Origin of the sequence: Albidovulum litorale (genome assembly GCF_025751495.1) — a bacterium.
Classification (GTDB): Bacteria; Pseudomonadota; Alphaproteobacteria; order Rhodobacterales; family Rhodobacteraceae; genus Albidovulum; species Albidovulum litorale.
The window spans coordinates 348,320-366,108 of sequence record NZ_JAOWKZ010000003.1 but is presented as its reverse complement, the minus strand read 5'-3'; the positions used below and the strand labels follow the sequence as shown (position 1 = coordinate 366,108).

The window sequence follows — 17,789 nt, the reverse complement described above, 5'->3', positions numbered from 1 at the left end:
CGCTCGTACTCCGGCCGCAACGGCCAAGTGTCACTTGAGATGAGTCAAGGCGAGGTTTGGCCCCGCCTGTCAGGCTTTTCCCATCGACAACAACAAAGGACAAGCCCGATGCCACTCTCCGCGCAGCAGTCCGTCATGATCCGGGAAAGTTTCGCTCTCTTGCGCGAGCGGCTGGAGCCGGCGTCGATCTACTTCTACGAGGCGCTCTTTGCCCGCGATCCCTCGCTTCGGTCGATGTTCCGCGACGATCTGGCCGGGCAGGGCATGAAGTTCATGACGACGCTTGGCATGGTGATCGAGAATATCGACCACCCGGAAAAACTGGGCGACCGGTTCGAGGAACTGGGCAAGGGCCATGCGCTGATCGGCGTGAAAGCGGCGCATTTCGCGCCGATGGGCGAGGCGCTGATTGACACGTTGCGCAACGAACTGGGCGAGAGCTTCACCGGGGAACTGGAAGTGGCCTGGCGCGCGGCCTATGAAGAACTTTCCGCCCGCGTGATCCGCCGCGGAAATATCGACTGAACGCATTGCTTTTTTCATAGCCCCGGCTAGCCTCGCGGCGAATAGGGGGGGCGGACAATGGCAGGTGTGGCAGGGCGCGTGGCGCTGGTGACGGGCGCCGGAAGTGCCGACGGGATCGGCTTTGCCTGCGCGCGTGTTCTGAAAGCAGCGGGCGCAAAGGTCGCGATAAGTTCCACGACCGACAGGATATTCCAGCGACTGGATGAATTTGGGCCGGACAACAGTTTCGCCGCGACCGCCGACCTGAGCGTGACCGCCGATGCCGAGCGACTGGTGCGCGATACCGAGGCGGCGCTTGGGCCGATCGACATACTCGTCAATAATGCGGGCATGGTGCAGGTCGGCGTGGACGTCGAAGGTCAGCGACTTGCCGAGATATCCGACGCCGACTGGGCCTACGGTATGGACATCAACCTGACCTCGGCCTTTCGCCTGACGCGGGCGGTATTGCCGGGCATGTGCGCACGACGCTATGGGCGGATCGTGCAGATGTCGTCCGTCACCGGGCCGCTGGTCGGGATCGCGACCAGTTCGACCTATGCTGCAGCCAAGGCGGGGCTGCTCGGAATGACACGGGCACTGGCGCTTGATGCCGGACCCAAGGGCGTGACGGTGAACTGCGTCGGGCCGGGATGGATCGAGACAGGGTCATCGAGCGAGGACGAGATCATCGCAGGCCGTTACACGCCCGTGGGCCGCCCGGGGCGGCCGGAGGAAGTCGCCCACGCGGTTCTGTTCCTCGCTGCCGAAGAGGCGAGCTATGTCACGGGTCAACTGATTGTGGTCGATGGCGGCAACACGGTACAGGAACACAAGGTCGCGCTGTAACGGCCTATCCTGCAAAGAAAACCCGCCAATGGCGTTTTTGCCTCCGGCGGGATCTTAGTAACAGAGACGCTTATGCGCGCAGGATCGACGCCCCGGCATATTCCGCTGTCTCGCCCAGCATTTCCTCAATACGGATGAGTTGGTTGTACTTCGCGAGCCGGTCGGACCGGGCGAGCGAGCCGGTCTTGATCTGGCCGCAGTTCGTGGCGACGGCGAGGTCGGCGATGGTCGCGTCCTCGGTCTCGCCCGAGCGGTGCGACATGACGTTAGTATAACGCGCGCGGTGGGCCATATCGACGGCCTGAAGCGTTTCGGTCAGGGTGCCGATCTGGTTGACCTTTACGAGCATCGAGTTGGCGCAGCCTTTCGCGATGCCCTCAGCAAGCCGCGCGGGGTTGGTAACGAAAAGGTCGTCGCCCACGAGCTGGCACTTGCCACCCAGAACATCCGTCAGATGCTTCCAGCCCGCCCAGTCATCCTCGGCGCAGCCATCTTCGATCGAGATGATCGGGTAATCCTTCACAAGTGCAGCGAGGTAGTCGACGTTTTCCTCGGAGGACAGGGTTTTGCCCTCGCCCGACAGCACGTATTTGCCGTTCTTGAAGTACTCCGTCGAGGCGCAGTCGAGCGCCAGATAGATATCCTCGCCCGGCTTGTAGCCCGCCTTCTCGATGGACTTCAGGATGAAATCCAGCGCCTCGCGGGTCGATGACAGGTTCGGCGCGAAACCGCCCTCATCGCCGATGCCCGTGGACAGGCCCGCCGCCGAGAGTTCCTTCTTCAGCGTATGGAAGACCTCGGACCCCATCTGGACCGCGCCGCGGATATCGGGCGCGGCGACCGGCATGATCATGAATTCCTGGATGTCGATCGGGTTGTCGGCATGTTCGCCGCCATTGATGATGTTCATCATCGGCACCGGCAGGACACGGGCCGAGGTGCCGCCGACATAGCGGAAAAGCGGCTGAGTGGTGAAATCTGCCGCCGCCTTGGCGACCGCGAGCGACACGCCGAGGATCGCATTGGCGCCAAGGCGGGATTTGTTTGGTGTGCCGTCGATCTCGATCATAAGCCGGTCAATGGCCACCTGTTCGGTCGCATCCTCGCCCAGAAGGCTTTCGGCAATCTCGCCATTGACGGCGGCGACGGCCTCCAGAACGCCCTTGCCCATATAGCGCGACTTGTCGCCATCGCGCTTTTCCACAGCCTCATGCGCGCCGGTCGAGGCGCCAGAGGGCACGGCGGCGCGGCCCATCGTGCCGTCTTCCAGCGTCACGTCGACTTCGACCGTGGGATTGCCCCGGCTGTCGAGGATTTCGCGGGCATGGATGTCGATGATCGTGCTCATGGCAAAGCGGTCCCTTCGGCGGAAATGACTGTTGATGCGGTCTTTACGCCCTCCTTTGCCCAAGGGAAAGCCCTTCAGGCGGGGCGGGTGGTAAGGGCGCGGCGTTCGCGCAGATAGGTGTAGAAGGCGGCAGAGACGATCAGTGTAGCGCCGGCCAGCGTCATCGTATCGGGCCGTTCGGCAAAGACGACGACACCGATGATCAGCGAGAAGACCAGCCGCGAATAGCGGAAGGGCATCAGGGCCGAAGCATCCGCCATCCGCATCGCGGCGACGATGGCGTAATAGCCGGTCGTACCGCAGAGGATTGCGGCCCCCATCCGGGCCCAGACGACGGGTTCGGGCGTTAAGGGGGCGGGGCCGAAGAGAAGCAGCACAGAGCCGGAAATGACCAGCGCGAAGAAGCCGTGGAACGACACCGCGACAGAGGGGACATGTTCGGGAATGCGCCGGGTGACAAGGTCGCGCAGCGCGATGGCAACGACGGTCACAAGGACGATGGCGGCCTCGGGGCGGAACCCTTCCAGCCCCGGCCGCAGGATCATTAGGACGCCGATGAAACCCGCCGCGATGGCGCTCCAGCGCCGCCAGCCGACTGCCTCGCCGAAAAGAACTGCGGCGCCTGCTGTCACCGCAAGCGGGGTTGCCTGAAAGACGGCCGCAACGGTCGAGAGCGGGATGAGCGACAGGGCCGTGATGAAGGACACCGCGCCCACAGCCTCACCTGCCGTGCGCAAGGCGACCTGCGGCACGAACAAGGCGCGCGCGATGCCGGGCCATGCCCTCGGCCCCGAGATGGCGGCAAACACCACGACGCCGCCGAGGCCAAGCGTCAGCATCACCTGCCCGATGGGCAGTAACCCCGTCAGCGACTTGATGAACGCATCCTCGACCGAAAAGGCGGCCATGGAGAAGAGGATCAGGAAGATGCCGCGCAGATTGTGCAAGGGGTCAGCCGTTCTGCTTTACGGGAACGCCGAACAGTTCCAGCCGGTGACCCTTCAGCCGGTAGCCGAGCCGTTTGGCGATCTTTTCCTGCAGCGCCTCGATCTCGGGGTCGACGAACTCGATCACCTCGCCCGTCGTCAGGTCGATCAGGTGGTCGTGATGCGCACGTTCGGCATCCTCGTACCGCGCGCGCCCGTCGCCGAATTCAAGTTTGTCGAGAATGCCGGATTCGTCGAAGAGCTTCAGCGTCCGGTAGACGGTCGCGAGCGATATTTTTGGGTCGACCGCGCAGGCGCGAGCATAAAGCACCTCGGCATCGGGATGGTCGTCGGACTCCTCAAGCACCTGCGCAATGACCCGGCGTTGCTCGGTCATCCTGAGGCCCTTGGCCTCGCAGCGTTCGATGATGGTCTGGGTCATGCGTATCGTCCGTACGGCTCGTCCCCGGGGTTTAAGGGAATTTGACCGGGGCGGAAAGGCGGAAACGCCCTCAGCGTGCACCGTGGCCGCGAACCGGCTCCAGCAACTTAGCTGGTCGGCGTTATAAATTTTAAACTTGAAATAATTTCCAACCAATGCCACGCTTCGCCTGTAGCCAGGGGAGGGCGGAATGAAGGTCCTGTGTCTCGGAGGTGGTCCGGCTGGGCTTTACTTCGCGATTTCGATGAAGCTGCGGGACCCGGCGCATCAGGTCACCGTCCTCGAACGAAACCGCGCCAACGATACGTTCGGCTGGGGCGTTGTCCTGTCGGATGATGCGCTAAGCCGAATGGAGGGCAACGACCCGAAATCGACCGAGGCGATCCGCAGCCACTTCGCCTATTGGGACGATATCGCCGTTGTCCATGACGGCCACCGCACCGTGTCGGGCGGGCACGGCTTTGCCGGAATCGGGCGACGGCAGATGCTGATCATCCTGCAGGAACGGGCCCGCGAGCTTGGCGTTGATCTGCGGTTTGAGACGGAGTTCGGGAGCGCGGAGACCTATCGCAAGGACTATGACCTTGTCGTCGCCTGCGACGGGATTAATTCGAAGGTCCGTACGGAATATGAAGCGGTCTTCCGTCCCGATATCGACATCCGCCGCTGCAAGTTCGTCTGGCTCGGCACGCATCAGAAATTCGACGACGCTTTCACATTTATCTTCGAGAAGACTGAACATGGCTGGGTCTGGGCGCATATCTACCAGTTCGACGACAACACCGCGACGTTCATCGTCGAATGCCTGCCCGAGACATGGGATCGCTGGGGGTTCGAGGCGATGTCGAAGGAGGAGACGGTCGAAACCTGTCGTCGTATCTTCGAACGCCACCTTGGTGGCCATGCGCTTATGTCCAACGCCGCGCATCTGCGGGGCTCGGCGGTCTGGATGCAATTCCCGCGTGTCATCTGCGAGCGCTGGTACAAGGACAATGTCGTCCTGATGGGCGATGCGGCGGCGACGGGGCATTTTTCCATCGGGTCCGGCTCGCGCCTCGCTTTCGACAGCGCCATCGCGCTGGCCGACTACCTGCATTCGGAACCGACAATGGAGGCCGCCTTCGAACGCTATCAGGACGAACGGCGGCTGGAGGTGTTGCGCCTGCAATCGGCGGCGCGGAACTCTCTGGAGTGGTTCGAGGAGGTTGAGCGTTATCTCGACATGCCGCCCCTTCAATTCGCCTATTCGCTGCTGACAAGGTCACAGCGGATCAGCCACGAAAACCTGCGCCTGCGCGATCCTGACTGGCTGCGTGAGGCGGAAGACTGGTTTCAGGAACGGGCAGGCGGCACGCCCGGTAGCGCGCCGATGTTCGCGCCGTTTCGATTGCGCGGGATGGCGTTGAAGAACCGCGTCGTCGTCTCGCCCATGGCGCAATACCGCGCCGTGGATGGCTCCCCGACCGACTGGCATCTGGTACATTACGGCGAACGCGCCAAGGGCGGGGCGGGGCTGGTCTATACCGAGATGACCTGTGTAAGTCCCGAGGGTCGCATCACGCCGGGCTGCCCGGGGCTTTATGCACCCGAGCATGAGGCGGCCTGGAAGCGTATCGTCGATTTCGTCCATGCCGAAAGCGGTGCGAAGATCTGCTGTCAGATCGGCCATTCCGGCCGCAAGGGCTCCACCCAGCTTGGCTGGGAAGAGGGCGATGCGCCACTGACGGAAGGGAACTGGCCGGTCATGTCGGCCTCTCCGATCCCATGGTCATCCGCCAATCAGGTGCCGCTGGATATGAGGCGCGCGGATATGGACCGGGTGCGGGATCAATTCATCGCCGCCGCGCGGATGGCCGACCGGGCGGGCTTTGACATGATTGAGCTGCATGCCGCCCATGGCTACCTTATCTCTTCCTTCATCTCTCCCATGTCCAATAGGCGCGGTGACGAGTATGGCGGCGGTCTTGAGAATAGGATGCGCTATCCGCTTGAAGTGTTTGCCGCCCTTCGCGCCAACTGGCCCGACGACAAACCCATGTCGGTCCGTATCTCCGCCAATGACTGGGTCGGCGAGGCCGGCGTTACACCCGAAGAGGCGGTGGAGATCGCGCGCGCCTTCCATGCGGCGGGCGCTGACATCATCGACGTTTCCGCCGGTCAGACCTCGACCGAGGCGCAGCCGGTCTATGGCCGAATGTTTCAGACGCCGTTTTCCGACCGTATCCGCAATGAGGCGGGCATCGCCACAATGGCGGTTGGCAATATCTATGAACCCGACCACGTCAATTCGATCCTGATGGCAGGGCGCGCTGACCTCGTCTGCCTCGCCCGGCCGCATCTGGCCGATCCCTACTGGACTTTGCATGCCGCGGTGGCTTTGGGCGACAGGGGACCGGACTGGCCGCTGCCCTATCTGCCGGGCCGCGATCAGGCCTACCGGTTGGCCGAACGCGCGCAGGAGGCGATACGGGCATGAGCATGACCGGCAAGCGTGTTCTGATCACCGGTGGAGGCACCGGGGCTGGGGCTGACCTCGCTCGCGGTTTTGTAGAGGCTGGAGCCGAAGTGGTGATTTCGGGCCGTAGGCGGGAACCGCTGGAGCGCGTTGCCACGGAACTCGCAAATGTCCGCTGCGTGACAGCCGATGTCACCGACGAGGCCTCCGTCGCCGCAATGTTTGATGCTGCCGGACCCTGCGACATCGTGATCGCCAATGCGGGGGCGGCAGATTCCGCGCCGTTCCGGAAGACGACGTTCGACCAGTGGAACGCGATGATCGCAGTCAACCTGACGGGCGTGTTTCTGACGCTCCGGGCCGGGCTTTTGCAGATGACAGGTTGGGGGCGGCTGATTTCGGTCGCCTCGACTGCGGGGCTGAAGGGGTATGCCAAGATCGCTCCCTATGCGGCGGCCAAGCATGGCGTCATCGGGCTGACGCGCTCACTCGCGCTCGAGGTCGCGCGCAGCGAGGTGACCGTCAATTCGATCTGCCCGGGATTCCTCGATACGCCGATGACAGAGCAGACCATTGCGGTAATCCGCGAAAAGACCGGCCGAACCGAGAAAGAGGCGCGGACGGCGCTGGAAGGGATGAACCCGCAGGGTCGGCTGATCCAGCCCGCCGAGGTGACCGCCGCCGCGCTGTGGCTTTGCGGTCCGGGATCGGAGGGCGTGAACGGTCAGGCCATCGCAATCTCCGGGGGCGAGACATGAGCGATCTGTCGAAGCGTCGGCTCAAGGCATGGATCAGGCTTCTCGGTGTGACCCGCGCGGCGGAGAACCATCTGCGTGAATACCTTCGGGTGAACCACGCCACGACCCTGCCACGCTTTGACGTAATGGCCGCGCTTTACCGGCGGCGCGAAGGGGTCACGATGTCTGAACTCAGCCGCATGCTGCTGGTTTCGAACGGCAATGCGACCGCTGTGGTGGACCGGCTGGAGGGTGAGGGGCTGGTGCGCCGCACGCCGTCCGAAGCCGACCGGCGCACGGTGCATGTAGCACTGACACCCACAGGTGCGACACAGTTCGAAGGTCTGGCGGCGGACCACGAGGCCGAGGTCGATACGCTGTTTGCCGCACTCGATGAAAACGACCTCGACACATTGGCCGATATCATGAAACGCGCGAGGGGGCAGGCATGACCGAACTTGCCGGGCTCAGGCCCGCCCATTTTCTCTGGAGCGTGACGGACCGGGTCGCGACGATCCGGCTGAACCGGCCGGAGCGGAAGAATCCGCTGACCTTCGAGAGCTATGCCGAGCTGCGCGATACGTTTCGGGCTTTGGCCCATGCGACGGATGTCGATGTGGTCGTGCTGGCATCGAATGGCGGCAATTTCTGTTCGGGCGGGGATGTGCATGACATCATCGGCCCTCTGGTCGGAATGGACATGAAGGACCGGCTTGCTTTCACCCGGATGACCGGCGATCTGGTCAAGGCGATGCTGCATTGTGGCAAGCCGGTCATCGCGGCGGTGGACGGTATCTGCGTCGGTGCAGGGGCGATCCTTGCCATGGCCGCAGACCTGCGGTTGGCGACGCCTTCGGCGAAATGCGCATTCCTCTTCACCCGAGTCGGCCTGGCGGGCTGCGATATGGGCGCTTGCGCGATGTTGCCGCGCATTATTGGACAGGGGCGGGCGGCAGAGCTTCTCTATACTGGTCGGGTGATGACGGCCGCGGAGGGAGAGCGTTGGGGTTTCTGGAACGCGCTGCACGCGTCCGACGCGCTGGAGGAAGAAGCCATGCGGCTCGCGCGGTCTCTGGCGGACGGGCCGGTCTTTGCCCACGGGATCACCAAGACGCAGCTTCTTCAGGAATGGGATATGGGGCTGGACGAGGCCATCGAGGCCGAGGCGCAGGCACAGGCGATCTGCATGGCGACGCGGGATTTCGAGCGGGCCTACCGGGCCTTTGTCGGGAAGAAGAAACCCGAGTTTCAGGGGGATTGAGGGGAGGACCGGGGGCCAGCCCCCGGACCCCCGGAGTATTTTGGGACAGAAAGTGAGATGAGCGACACGAGCTTTCTTGACTGGCCATTTTTTGAGTCCCGCCATCGTGAACTGGCGGCGGCTCTGGAGGAATGGTGCGTAACGCATCTGCCAGTCGATCACGTCGATGTCGATGCGGCGTGCCGCACGCTAGTGGTGGCGCTGGGGGCCGGTGGCTGGCTTACCCATAGCGGCGCGGGTGAGGGCGAGCGGTTGGATATCCGCACGCTCAGCCTGATCCGCGAGACTTTGGCGCGGCATGACGGGCTGGCCGATTTTGCCTTTGCAATGCAGGGGCTGGGCATGGGGGCGGTGAGCCTTTTCGGGACGACAGAACAGCGCGAATGGCTGGAGCGAACGCGGGCCGGCAAGGCCATCGCCGGGTTCATGCTGACCGAACCGGGTGCGGGATCGGATGTGGCGGCGACGGCCACTGTGGCGGAGCGGGTTTCCGGTGGCTGGCGGTTGTCGGGCGAGAAGACCTATATCTCCAATGGTGGCATTGCCGATGTCTATGTGGTCCTTGCCCGGACGGGTGAAGCACCTGGGGCGAAGGGGCTTTCAGCCTTCTTGATGCCAGCCGATGCGCCGGGCTTGTCGGTTGTCGATCGGATCGACGTCATGGCGCCGCACCCCTTGGCACATCTCAGGATGGATGGGGTCGTCCTGCCCGAAACCGCACTGATTGATAAGACGGGCGAGGGGTTCAAGATCGCCATGACGGTTCTTGACCATTTCCGCCCGACGGTTGGGGCGGCGGCTTTGGGTTTTGCCCGGCGGGCGCTCGATGAGGCTCTGGTACGGGTCGGGCGGGCGCGTCCCTCGGGCCCCTTGGCGGACTACCAGATGGTGCAGGGACATCTGGCTGACATGGCGCTGAAGATCGACGCCGCCGCTCTGCTGATCTACCGAGCGGCCTGGGTCAAGGATCAGGGTGCCGCGCGGATCAGCCGCGAGGCGGCGATGGCCAAGCTCTACGCGACTGAAGCGGCGCAGGAGGTCATTGACATGGCGGTGCAGCTGCATGGCGGCGACGGGGTTAGGACCGGCATGCCGGTCGAAAACCTTTACCGCGAAATAAGGGCGCTGCGCATCTATGAAGGCGCCAGCGATGTGCAAAGGCTGGTCATCGCGCGGAGCCTTCTCACATGAGCTATGCCCGTGATTTCACCGTCCAGTTCGGCCAATGCGACCCTGCCGGGATCGTCTTTTACCCGCGTTATTTCGAGATGCTGAATGCGACGGTGGAGGCGTTCTTCGCCGAAGCATTGGGCCATTCCTTTGCACGTATCCATATCGAGGAAGGCTGCGGGGTGCCGACGGCGCATCTGGATGTCGACTTCCAAGCGCCCTCGCGTCTGGGTGAGGTGCTGACATTCACGCTGAGGGTTCGCCGGATCGGCGGATCGAGCGCGACATTTGAAACCCTTGTCACCTGTGGCGCAGAAAGGCGGCTGACCGTCCGGCAGGTTATCGTCTGGACGGGTCCGGGCCTGAAGCCTGCACGGTGGCCCAAGGCGCTGGCTGATGGGCTGGCGGCACATCTGGAGGAGGCGCCATGAGCCCGCACGAGATCCTGCATCCGGCGCATTGGAAGCCAGCGAAGGGCTACGCAAATGGAGTGGCCGCCACGGGGCGGATGATCTTCACCGGTGGCCTGATAGGCTGGAACGCCGATTGCGTCTTTGAGACCGACGACTTCTCAGGGCAGGTGGCGCAGGCCTTGCGCAATGTCGTCGCCGTGCTGGCCGAGGGCGGTGCGGGACCGGAGCATCTGGTGCGGCTGACCTGGTATGTCACCGACAAGCGGGATTATCTGGCCAGCCTGCCCGAAATCGGCGCGGCCTATCGCAAGATCATCGGGCGGCACTATCCGGCGATGGCCTTGGTTCAGGTCGTGGCTTTGGTCGAGGACCGCGCGAAAGTGGAGATCGAGGCAACGGCCGTCGTGCCGGAGTGAGGGGAGGAGACCATGCTGGGACCAAGCGCCCATACCGACAGCTTCGCCCGTGACAACCTGCCGCCGGCGGATCAGTGGCCCGAGATGCGGCTGGAGGGCTTCGACTATCCCGACTATCTGAACGCCGCTGTCGAACTGACCGATGCGATGGTCGCGAAGGGGTTCGGCGATCATACGGCGCTGATCGGCAATGGCCGTATCCGCACCTACAAGGAACTGACCGACTGGTCGAACCGCATTGCCCATGTTCTGGTTGAGGATCATGGCATAAAGCCCGGTAATCGCGTTCTTATCCGCTCTGCCAACAACCCTGCGATGGTGGCCTGCTGGCTGGCCGCGACCAAGGCGGGTGCGGTCGTGGTCAACACAATGCCCATGCTGCGTGCGGGCGAGCTTGCGAAGATCGTCGACAAGGCCGAGGTCGTGCTTGCGCTCTGCGACACCCGGTTGATGGATGAGATCGTGGCCTGCGCCAAGGGCTCGAGATTTTTGAAAAAGGTGATCGGATTTGACGGCACCGCGAACCATGACGCCGAATTGGATCGTGCAGCCCTCGGCAAGCCGGTGCGGTTTGAGGCGGTGCAGACCGGGCGCGACGACGTGGCGCTTCTGGGCTTTACCTCGGGCACAACGGGGGAGCCGAAGGCCACGATGCATTTCCACCGCGACCTGATGATCATTGCGGATGGCTACGCCAGGGAAGTGCTGAAGGTCGTGCCCGAGGATGTGTTTGTCGGCTCTCCGCCCCTCGCCTTTACCTTCGGGCTGGGTGGCCTGGCCGTCTTTCCCTTGCGCTTCGGCGCCGCTGCGGCGCTCTTGGAACAGGCGACGCCGCCGAACCTCATCTCCATCATCCAGCAGTACAAGGCGACAGTTTGTTTCACGGCACCAACGGCTTACCGGGTGATGTTGAAGGCGATGGAAGAGGGGGCGGACCTCTCCAGCTTGCGCGCCGCTGTCAGCGCGGGCGAGACACTGCCCGCGCCGGTCTATGACGAATGGATCGCGAAAACTGGCAAGCCAATGCTCGATGGGATCGGTGCGACCGAGATGCTGCACATCTTCCTCACCAACCGTTTCGACGACCACCGCCCGGCCTCAACCGGCAAGCCGGTCGCGGGATACGAGGCGCGGGTGGTTGATGAGAGTGGCGACGAATGCCCGCGCGGAACGCCCGGGCGGCTGGCGGTGAAGGGGCCGACGGGGTGCCGCTACCTCGCCGATGATCGCCAGCGGAACTACGTCCGAAACGGCTGGAACATCACAGGCGATACATTCGTGCAGACCGAGGATGGCTATTTCCACTTCGCAGCGCGCAACGACGACATGATCGTATCTTCGGGCTACAACATCGCGGGTCCCGAGGTGGAGGCAGCGCTGCTGGCCCATGACGACGTGCTGGAATGTGCGGTGATCGGAACTCCGGACGAGGCGCGGGGCCAGATTGTTGCGGCTCATGTGGTTCTGACAGAAGGTGTGAGGCCGGATGAGGCGACGGTACTGAGGCTTCAGGAGCACGTGAAACAGGTGATTGCGCCCTACAAATACCCGCGCCGGATCGTCTTTACCGGCGCACTACCGAAGACCGCGACCGGCAAGATCCAGAGGTTCCGGCTTAGGGAAAAACACTGAAGGGGCTGGACGTGGCCCGCTAAACGCGCAGAAATGCGGCAAAACATGAAAACAGGGAGAAGATGATGACACTGAAGGGAAAACTGATCGCGGGTCTTGCCACTTTGGCGCTTACGGCGGGCATGGCCCATGCCGAGGGCGTGAAGGTCGGCATGATCACCACGCTTTCTGGCGGCGGCGCGGGTCTTGGCATCGACGTGCGCGACGGGTTCCAGCTGGCGTTGAAAATGGCCGGGACAAGCGATGTGGAGCTGATCGTCGAGGATGACCAGCAAAAGCCCGATATCGCCGTTCAGATCGCCGACAAGATGATCCAGTCCGATCAGGTCGATGTGCTGACCGGTATCATCTGGTCGAACCTTGCCATGGCCGTCGTGCCGGCTGCAGTTGCGCAGGGCAAGTTCTACCTGTCGCCCAATGCCGGGCCTTCTGCTTTGGCGGGGGCGGGCTGCGACAAGAACTATTTCAACGTCGCCTGGCAGAACGACAACCTGCATGAAGCCGCCGGAGCCTACGCGAATTCAGCGGGTTACGCGAATTCTTTCATGCTGGCGCCGAATTATCCGGCGGGTACCGACGCGATCGCGGGCTACAAGCGGTTCTACGAAGGCGCTGCGGCGGGTGAGGTCTATACCCAGCTGGGTCAGACCGATTACGCCGCCGAGATCGCACAGATCCGCAACTCGGGCGCAGACAGCGTGTTCTTCTTCCTGCCCGGCGGCATGGGCATCGCCTTCATGAAGCAATATGCCGAATCCGGGGTCGATATCCCGCTGGTCGGCCCGGCCTTTTCGTTTGACCAGAACATCCTTCAGGCCGTCGGCGACGCGGCACTTGGCGTCAGAAACACCTCGCAATGGAACAAGGATATCGACAATCCGGCCAACGCCGCCTTTGTCGAGGCTTATCAGGCGGAATATGGTCGTCTGCCCTCGCTCTATTCCAGCCAGGGCTATGACACCGCGAACCTGCTTCTGTCGGCCATGGCGAAGGCCGATTTGAAGGATGCCGATGCGTTCCGTGCGGCACTGGAAGCGGCCGATTTCGCCTCCGTGCGCGGCGACTTCGCCTTCGGCCCGAACCACCATCCGATCCAGGACATCTATGTCCGCGAAGTGGTGAAAGAGGGCGATGTCTATACCAACAAGATCATCGGCACTGCCCTTGAGGATCGCGGCGACGCCTACGCCGCAGAATGCAAGATGTGACGGGTTCGGGCCGGGGACTGACCCCGGCCCGCCTTTCGGGGATTTCCTGACATGCTGCTTCTGGCCGAGCAGGTCCTGAACGGCCTGCAATACGGGATGATGCTGTTTCTCATGGCCGCCGGGCTGACGCTCGTCTTTGGCGTTATGGGGCTGATCAATCTTGCGCATGGCTCGCTTTACATGGTCGGTGCCTTTGCCTGCGCGGCGGTGGCGGCGGCCACGGGGTCATTCTGGCTGGGCCTTGCGGCGAGCCTCGCGGCGGCAGCGGCTTTGGGCGCGCTGGTCGAGATCGTGGTGATCCGCCGACTTTATGCCCGCGACCATCTCGATCAGGTTCTGGCCACCTTCGCACTGATCCTTGTCTTTTCCGAAGGCACTCGCTGGCTTTTCGGGTCGTTTCCCCTCTATCTTTCGCTACCACCCGTTTTATCTGGCGCGGTGACCTTGCCCGGCGGGCTGATCTATCCCGCTTTCCGTCTGGCGATCATCGTCATCGGCGTCTTGGTCGCGCTCGGGCTCTTCTGGCTGATCACCCGCACACGGCTTGGTATTCGCATCCGCGCGGGCGAGGCGGACCGCGAGATGATTGCCGCGCTTGGTGTCGATATCGCAAAGCTCTATACGATGGTCTTTGCTCTCGGCGCCGCACTTGCGGGGCTGTCCGGGGCGCTTGTCGGGTCGGTCCAGTCGGTGCAGGTGGGCATGGGCGAACCGGTGCTGATCCTTGCCTTTGTCACCGTGGTCATTGGCGGCATAGGCTCGATCAAGGGGGCGCTGATCGGCGCGCTGCTGGTGGGCATGACCGATACGCTGGGCAAGGCATTGCTGCCTGGGCTGTTCGCCCGCTTCATGGAGGCATCTGCCGCGACCTCGGTCGGATCGGCGCTGGCCTCGATGCTGATCTATGTGCTGATGGCGCTGGTGCTGATCTGGCGACCCACGGGCCTTTACGGGGCAAGGGCATGAGGCTGACCGGTGCGCTTCCGAACTTCGTGGTCTTTGCCGCGCTGATTGCTGTAGCGGTCATCGCCGACCTGACCGGCAATCCCTATATCGTGACGCTGGCCACCAAGGTGGCGATTTTCGGATTGGCGGGCGTCGGGCTGAACTTGGCTTTGGGTTACGGAGGGCTAGTCTCATTCGGCCATGCCGCGTTCTTCGGGCTTGGCGGATATGTGACCGCGATCCTTGCCAGCCATGCCGCCAGCGCCACCCCTGTTGCGACCTTCCCCTTCACGATGATGGGCACAAACGAGATGCTGGCGATATGGCCCTTCGCGATCCTCGTTGCTGGGTTTGCCGCCCTTGTCATCGGAGCGCTGTCGTTGCGCACCAAGGGTGTTTATTTCATCATGGTCACGCTGGCCTTTGCCCAGATGCTTTATTACTTCGCGATTTCATGGCCGACTTATGGCGGCGAGGATGGCCTCTCGTTTTATGTTCGAAATACCTTCCCGGGTGCCAACACCTTCGCGCCGCTGCAGTTCTTTGGCATATGCGCAACAATGCTCGCGATCACGATGGTCCTTGTGGCGCTTCTGACCCAGTCGCGCTTCGGACTTGCGCTCCGCGCGGCGAAAGAAAACGAGACCCGTGTCATCGCCTCCGGCATCAAGCCCTTTGCCATCCGCCTGACCGCCTTCGTCCTATCCGGCATGGTTGCGGGTCTGGCGGGTGCGCTCTTCGCCGACCTCAACCGCTTCGTAAGTCCCACGATGCTCAGCTGGCACATGTCGGGAGAGATCATCATCTTCGTCATCCTCGGCGGCGTCGGACGGCTGGCAGGGCCGATCGCCGGGGCGGCGGTCTTCATCACGCTGGAATACCTGCTTGGCCCCATCAGCGACCATTGGCAGGCACTTTTAGGCTTTTTGCTGATCCTGATCGTTCTCTTCGCACCCAAGGGCCTGATGGGGCTTGCACTGGGGAAACGCGGAAATGCCTGAGCCGATCCTGACCCTCAGCCACCTGTCGAAGAGCTTTGGCGCGCTAAAGGCGACCGACGACGTATCGCTGGACCTGCGTCCCGGGGAAATTCACGCGCTTATCGGCCCGAACGGGGCGGGTAAATCGACACTGATCAAGCAGATCGCGGGGGAAATCCGGCCTGACAGCGGCAGCGTGACGTTTGAGGGTCAGGCGATTGACGATCTCGGTCCCGCGGACCGCGCCCGGCTCGGTCTGGCGCGCAGTTTTCAGGTCTCCTCCGTCGTCCCCGGCTTTACCGTCCTGCAAAACGTCATGCTGGCCGTGCAGGGGGCGTCCGGTGCAAGCTTCCGTTTCATCCGCCCGGCGCTGTCAGACCGCAACCTCACCGCTCCCGCACTGTTCCATATCCAGCATTCCGGGCTTGACGGACGCGAAACGGTGAAGGCGGCGGATCTGGCCCATGGCGAACGTCGCAGGCTGGAGATCGCCATGGCGCTTGCCATGCGCCCACGCGCCTTCCTGCTTGATGAGCCGATGGCGGGGATGGGCGCCGAAGGCGCGCATGACCTGACGGCGATCCTTGCCGAACTGAAGTCCGAGGCGCCGATTCTTCTGGTGGAGCACGACATGGATGCGGTCTTTGCCTTGGCCGACCGGATATCCGTGCTGGTGTACGGCAAGGTCATCGCGACCGGTACGGTCGATGAAATCCGAAAAAATCCCGAGGTGCGCCGGTCCTATCTGGGGGAAGAAGCATGACCGCGCTTCTTGACCTCTCTGATGTCACGGCAGGTTACGGTGCGGTGCAGGCGCTGTTCGGCGTCACGCTGGCGCTGCGCGAGGGCGAGGTGCTGGCGCTGATGGGCCGGAATGGCATGGGCAAGACCACGACCGTGCGGGTGATCATGCGGATGCTACCACTGACCGGCGGAACGCTGTTCTTCGACGGCCGCGACATTGCGCGGTTGTCGTCCTACCGTGCCGCACAAGCCGGCCTCGGTCTGGTGCCGGAGGGGCGGCGTTGCTTCGCGCCCCTGACAGTGGCGGAAAACCTTTCCGTTGCCGCCCGGCCGGGCGACTGGACGCTGCCGCGCGTTCTTGAGCTCTTTCCGCGTTTGGGGGAGCGGATGGGGCAGGCGGCGCGGACGCTGTCGGGTGGCGAACAGCAGATGCTGGCCATCGGCCGCGCGCTGCTGACCAATCCGCGCCTTCTGATCCTCGACGAGGCGACCGAGGGATTGGCCCCCGTGGTGCGCGCGGAAATCTGGACGGCGATCCGGGCCCTGAAGGGGCAGGGGGTTTCGATCCTCGTCATCGACAAGTCGCTGAAGGAACTCGGCAGCGTCGCCGACCGTGCCGTGATCCTCGAACGCGGGCAGGCAGTGTGGCAGGGGCCAATGTCCGAGCTGGGTGAGGATGTGGTGAACCGGCATCTCGGTGTCTGACGGCCAGGATCAGGCCGGCCAAATCCACCACAGATAGACCCCGTACCCCGCCAGCAGCGCGGCCCCCTCGCGCCGGGTGATGCTGAGGCCGGTAAAGGCGAAGCCGATCAGAATGCAGGAAACACCCAGCATCACCGGATTGTCGAACGCGACGATCTGGGAGGGGACCTCGGTCGGGGCGATCAGCGCCGTGATCCCGCCAATGCCCAGAAGGTTATAGATGTTCGATCCAACGATATTGCCGAAGGCCACATCGGATTGGCGGCGGATTGCCGCGACGACCGACGTGACCAGTTCCGGCATTGACGTGCCCACCGCGACGATTGTCAGGCCGATAACGGTCTCGGAGATCGCCATGGACCGTGCCAGCGCGACAGCCCCATCGACGAGCAGTCCTCCGCCCAGCACGACAAGCACGAGCCCGCCGAGAGCCGTCGCGACCGACGGCCAGAGCCCGGCTCCGTCCGACCCATCCGGGACCACGGCCGGGTCAATCGCTTCGAGCGCTGCTGCCTTTTCATAGACCGCGCCGTGCTCACTTTCCGCCGGGTTTCGCTCCATTCGAAACGACGCGTAGACGTAAAGCGCCAGTGCGATCACGAAGGCAAACCCGACGACGCGTGTCATGGGAACGCTTGCCGCGAGCGCGACGAACGCGACCGCGGCCAGTATCATGACACCGCCATCCCGTTTCAGCGCAGCCGAGCCGACTGAAATCGGGGCGAGGAGCGCCGCCACGCCACCTATCAGCAGAACGTTGGCGATATTTGAACCGACGATGTTGCCGTAAGCGATCCCGGGGGCATCGGCGAGTGCTGCACGAACAGAGGTCACGAGTTCGGGCGTGGAGGTGCCGAACCCGACAAGGGTCAGGCCGATGACCAGCGGCGATACGCCCAACCGTTCGGCGACGCGCACGGCGCCCCTGACCAGAAACTCGCCGCCAAGAACAAGAAGAACCAGACCGCCAAGAAGCGGCAACCAAATCGTCAGCATGATGTCCCTGTTGTTTCGTTGAACCCGACCGGCCTGAAATGCTGATGCGGTACCTGTA

General features: G+C 63.2%; 19 protein-coding genes. 15 read left to right on the top strand and 4 right to left on the bottom strand.

The window, feature by feature from the left end; all coding sequences use genetic code 11:
• The first annotated feature begins 108 nt into the window (after positions 1–108).
• Together OEZ71_RS12645 and OEZ71_RS12640 are read left to right on the top strand one after the other, a co-directional pair.
• Positions 109–525: a globin domain-containing protein gene (locus tag OEZ71_RS12645; protein WP_263740351.1), complete on the top strand. Its 417-nt coding sequence runs from the start codon at positions 109–111 to the stop codon at positions 523–525.
• Positions 526–582: 57 nt separating this feature from the next.
• Positions 583–1,353 carry an SDR family NAD(P)-dependent oxidoreductase gene (locus tag OEZ71_RS12640; RefSeq protein WP_263740350.1) on the top strand — a complete coding sequence of 257 codons (771 nt, stop codon included), beginning with the start codon at positions 583–585 and terminating at the stop codon, positions 1,351–1,353.
• 70 nt (positions 1,354–1,423) lie between these two features.
• On the opposite strand, the gene eno is transcribed toward OEZ71_RS12640, so the two are convergent.
• The 3 genes from eno to OEZ71_RS12625 form a co-directional block, all read right to left on the bottom strand.
• Positions 1,424–2,701, bottom strand: coding sequence for a phosphopyruvate hydratase (eno, locus tag OEZ71_RS12635; protein WP_263740349.1), 1,278 nt, complete (start codon positions 2,699–2,701; stop codon positions 1,424–1,426).
• 74 nt (positions 2,702–2,775) lie between these two features.
• Positions 2,776–3,648 carry a DMT family transporter gene (locus OEZ71_RS12630; protein WP_263740348.1) on the bottom strand — a complete coding sequence of 291 codons (873 nt, stop codon included), beginning with the start codon at positions 3,646–3,648 and terminating at the stop codon, positions 2,776–2,778.
• A 4-nt stretch (positions 3,649–3,652) separates the two neighbouring features.
• Positions 3,653–4,069 (bottom strand): Fur family transcriptional regulator, encoded by a 417-nt coding sequence (locus tag OEZ71_RS12625; RefSeq protein ID WP_263740347.1) that lies wholly within the window; start codon positions 4,067–4,069, stop codon positions 3,653–3,655.
• Positions 4,070–4,259: 190 nt separating this feature from the next.
• Between OEZ71_RS12625 and OEZ71_RS12620 the strand changes: the two genes are divergently transcribed.
• The 13 genes from OEZ71_RS12620 to OEZ71_RS12560 all read left to right on the top strand — a co-directional run bounded on the left by OEZ71_RS12620 (position 4,260) and on the right by OEZ71_RS12560 (position 16,735).
• Positions 4,260–6,545, top strand: coding sequence for a bifunctional salicylyl-CoA 5-hydroxylase/oxidoreductase (locus OEZ71_RS12620; RefSeq protein WP_263740346.1), 2,286 nt, complete (start codon positions 4,260–4,262; stop codon positions 6,543–6,545).
• The gene (locus tag OEZ71_RS12615; RefSeq protein WP_263740345.1) at positions 6,542–7,282 is read left to right on the top strand and encodes an SDR family NAD(P)-dependent oxidoreductase; all 741 of its coding nucleotides are present in this window, start codon (positions 6,542–6,544) and stop codon (positions 7,280–7,282) included. The genes OEZ71_RS12620 and OEZ71_RS12615 overlap by 4 nt, the downstream gene beginning before the upstream one ends.
• A complete protein-coding gene (locus tag OEZ71_RS12610; RefSeq protein WP_263740344.1) occupies positions 7,279–7,713 on the top strand; it encodes a MarR family winged helix-turn-helix transcriptional regulator in 435 nt (144 codons plus the stop codon). Before OEZ71_RS12615 ends, OEZ71_RS12610 begins: the two co-directional genes overlap by 4 nt.
• Positions 7,710–8,522: an enoyl-CoA hydratase family protein gene (locus OEZ71_RS12605; RefSeq protein ID WP_263740343.1), complete on the top strand. Its 813-nt coding sequence runs from the start codon at positions 7,710–7,712 to the stop codon at positions 8,520–8,522. The genes OEZ71_RS12610 and OEZ71_RS12605 overlap by 4 nt, the downstream gene beginning before the upstream one ends.
• Before the next feature lie 57 nt (positions 8,523–8,579).
• Positions 8,580–9,713, top strand: coding sequence for an acyl-CoA dehydrogenase family protein (locus tag OEZ71_RS12600; protein ID WP_263740342.1), 1,134 nt, complete (start codon positions 8,580–8,582; stop codon positions 9,711–9,713).
• Positions 9,710–10,123: an acyl-CoA thioesterase gene (locus OEZ71_RS12595; RefSeq protein WP_263740341.1), complete on the top strand. Its 414-nt coding sequence runs from the start codon at positions 9,710–9,712 to the stop codon at positions 10,121–10,123. Before OEZ71_RS12600 ends, OEZ71_RS12595 begins: the two co-directional genes overlap by 4 nt.
• Positions 10,120–10,521, top strand: coding sequence for a RidA family protein (locus OEZ71_RS12590; protein ID WP_263740340.1), 402 nt, complete (start codon positions 10,120–10,122; stop codon positions 10,519–10,521). Before OEZ71_RS12595 ends, OEZ71_RS12590 begins: the two co-directional genes overlap by 4 nt.
• A 12-nt stretch (positions 10,522–10,533) precedes the next feature.
• Positions 10,534–12,153 (top strand): AMP-binding protein, encoded by a 1,620-nt coding sequence (locus OEZ71_RS12585; protein ID WP_263740339.1) that lies wholly within the window; start codon positions 10,534–10,536, stop codon positions 12,151–12,153.
• A gap of 65 nt (positions 12,154–12,218) precedes the next feature.
• On the top strand, positions 12,219–13,361 hold the full coding sequence (locus OEZ71_RS12580; protein ID WP_263740338.1) for an ABC transporter substrate-binding protein: 1,143 nt from the start codon (positions 12,219–12,221) through the stop codon (positions 13,359–13,361).
• Between the two features lie 51 nt (positions 13,362–13,412).
• Positions 13,413–14,327, top strand: coding sequence for a branched-chain amino acid ABC transporter permease (locus tag OEZ71_RS12575; protein ID WP_263740337.1), 915 nt, complete (start codon positions 13,413–13,415; stop codon positions 14,325–14,327).
• A complete protein-coding gene (locus OEZ71_RS12570) occupies positions 14,324–15,307 on the top strand; it encodes a branched-chain amino acid ABC transporter permease (RefSeq protein WP_263740336.1) in 984 nt (327 codons plus the stop codon). Before OEZ71_RS12575 ends, OEZ71_RS12570 begins: the two co-directional genes overlap by 4 nt.
• The gene (locus OEZ71_RS12565; RefSeq protein WP_263740335.1) at positions 15,300–16,049 is read left to right on the top strand and encodes an ABC transporter ATP-binding protein; all 750 of its coding nucleotides are present in this window, start codon (positions 15,300–15,302) and stop codon (positions 16,047–16,049) included. Before OEZ71_RS12570 ends, OEZ71_RS12565 begins: the two co-directional genes overlap by 8 nt.
• A complete protein-coding gene (locus OEZ71_RS12560) occupies positions 16,046–16,735 on the top strand; it encodes an ABC transporter ATP-binding protein (protein WP_263740334.1) in 690 nt (229 codons plus the stop codon). Before OEZ71_RS12565 ends, OEZ71_RS12560 begins: the two co-directional genes overlap by 4 nt.
• A 9-nt stretch (positions 16,736–16,744) precedes the next feature.
• Here the strand turns inward: OEZ71_RS12560 and OEZ71_RS12555 are convergent, their stop codons facing one another.
• Entirely contained in the window at positions 16,745–17,731 is a 987-nt protein-coding gene (locus tag OEZ71_RS12555) for a calcium/sodium antiporter (RefSeq protein WP_263740333.1), read from the bottom strand.
• Positions 17,732–17,789 lie beyond the last annotated feature (58 nt).

Excerpts from the sequence above, each read along its gene's own strand:
- OEZ71_RS12645 (WP_263740351.1), top strand. The coding sequence starts at position 109 with ATGCCACTCTCCGCGCAGCAGTCCGTCATGATCCGGGAAAGTTTCGCT.
- OEZ71_RS12640 (WP_263740350.1), top strand. The coding sequence starts at position 583 with ATGGCAGGTGTGGCAGGGCGCGTGGCGCTGGTGACGGGCGCCGGAAGT.
- eno (WP_263740349.1), bottom strand. The coding sequence starts at position 2,701 with ATGAGCACGATCATCGACATCCATGCCCGCGAAATCCTCGACAGCCGG.
- OEZ71_RS12625 (WP_263740347.1), bottom strand. The coding sequence starts at position 4,069 with ATGACCCAGACCATCATCGAACGCTGCGAGGCCAAGGGCCTCAGGATG.
- OEZ71_RS12620 (WP_263740346.1), top strand. The coding sequence starts at position 4,260 with ATGAAGGTCCTGTGTCTCGGAGGTGGTCCGGCTGGGCTTTACTTCGCG.
- OEZ71_RS12615 (WP_263740345.1), top strand. The coding sequence starts at position 6,542 with ATGAGCATGACCGGCAAGCGTGTTCTGATCACCGGTGGAGGCACCGGG.
- OEZ71_RS12610 (WP_263740344.1), top strand. The coding sequence starts at position 7,279 with ATGAGCGATCTGTCGAAGCGTCGGCTCAAGGCATGGATCAGGCTTCTC.
- OEZ71_RS12605 (WP_263740343.1), top strand. The coding sequence starts at position 7,710 with ATGACCGAACTTGCCGGGCTCAGGCCCGCCCATTTTCTCTGGAGCGTG.
- OEZ71_RS12600 (WP_263740342.1), top strand. The coding sequence starts at position 8,580 with ATGAGCGACACGAGCTTTCTTGACTGGCCATTTTTTGAGTCCCGCCAT.
- OEZ71_RS12595 (WP_263740341.1), top strand. The coding sequence starts at position 9,710 with ATGAGCTATGCCCGTGATTTCACCGTCCAGTTCGGCCAATGCGACCCT.
- OEZ71_RS12590 (WP_263740340.1), top strand. The coding sequence starts at position 10,120 with ATGAGCCCGCACGAGATCCTGCATCCGGCGCATTGGAAGCCAGCGAAG.
- OEZ71_RS12585 (WP_263740339.1), top strand. The coding sequence starts at position 10,534 with ATGCTGGGACCAAGCGCCCATACCGACAGCTTCGCCCGTGACAACCTG.
- OEZ71_RS12580 (WP_263740338.1), top strand. The coding sequence starts at position 12,219 with ATGACACTGAAGGGAAAACTGATCGCGGGTCTTGCCACTTTGGCGCTT.
- OEZ71_RS12575 (WP_263740337.1), top strand. The coding sequence starts at position 13,413 with ATGCTGCTTCTGGCCGAGCAGGTCCTGAACGGCCTGCAATACGGGATG.
- OEZ71_RS12570 (WP_263740336.1), top strand. The coding sequence starts at position 14,324 with ATGAGGCTGACCGGTGCGCTTCCGAACTTCGTGGTCTTTGCCGCGCTG.
- OEZ71_RS12565 (WP_263740335.1), top strand. The coding sequence starts at position 15,300 with ATGCCTGAGCCGATCCTGACCCTCAGCCACCTGTCGAAGAGCTTTGGC.
- OEZ71_RS12560 (WP_263740334.1), top strand. The coding sequence starts at position 16,046 with ATGACCGCGCTTCTTGACCTCTCTGATGTCACGGCAGGTTACGGTGCG.
- OEZ71_RS12555 (WP_263740333.1), bottom strand. The coding sequence starts at position 17,731 with ATGCTGACGATTTGGTTGCCGCTTCTTGGCGGTCTGGTTCTTCTTGTT.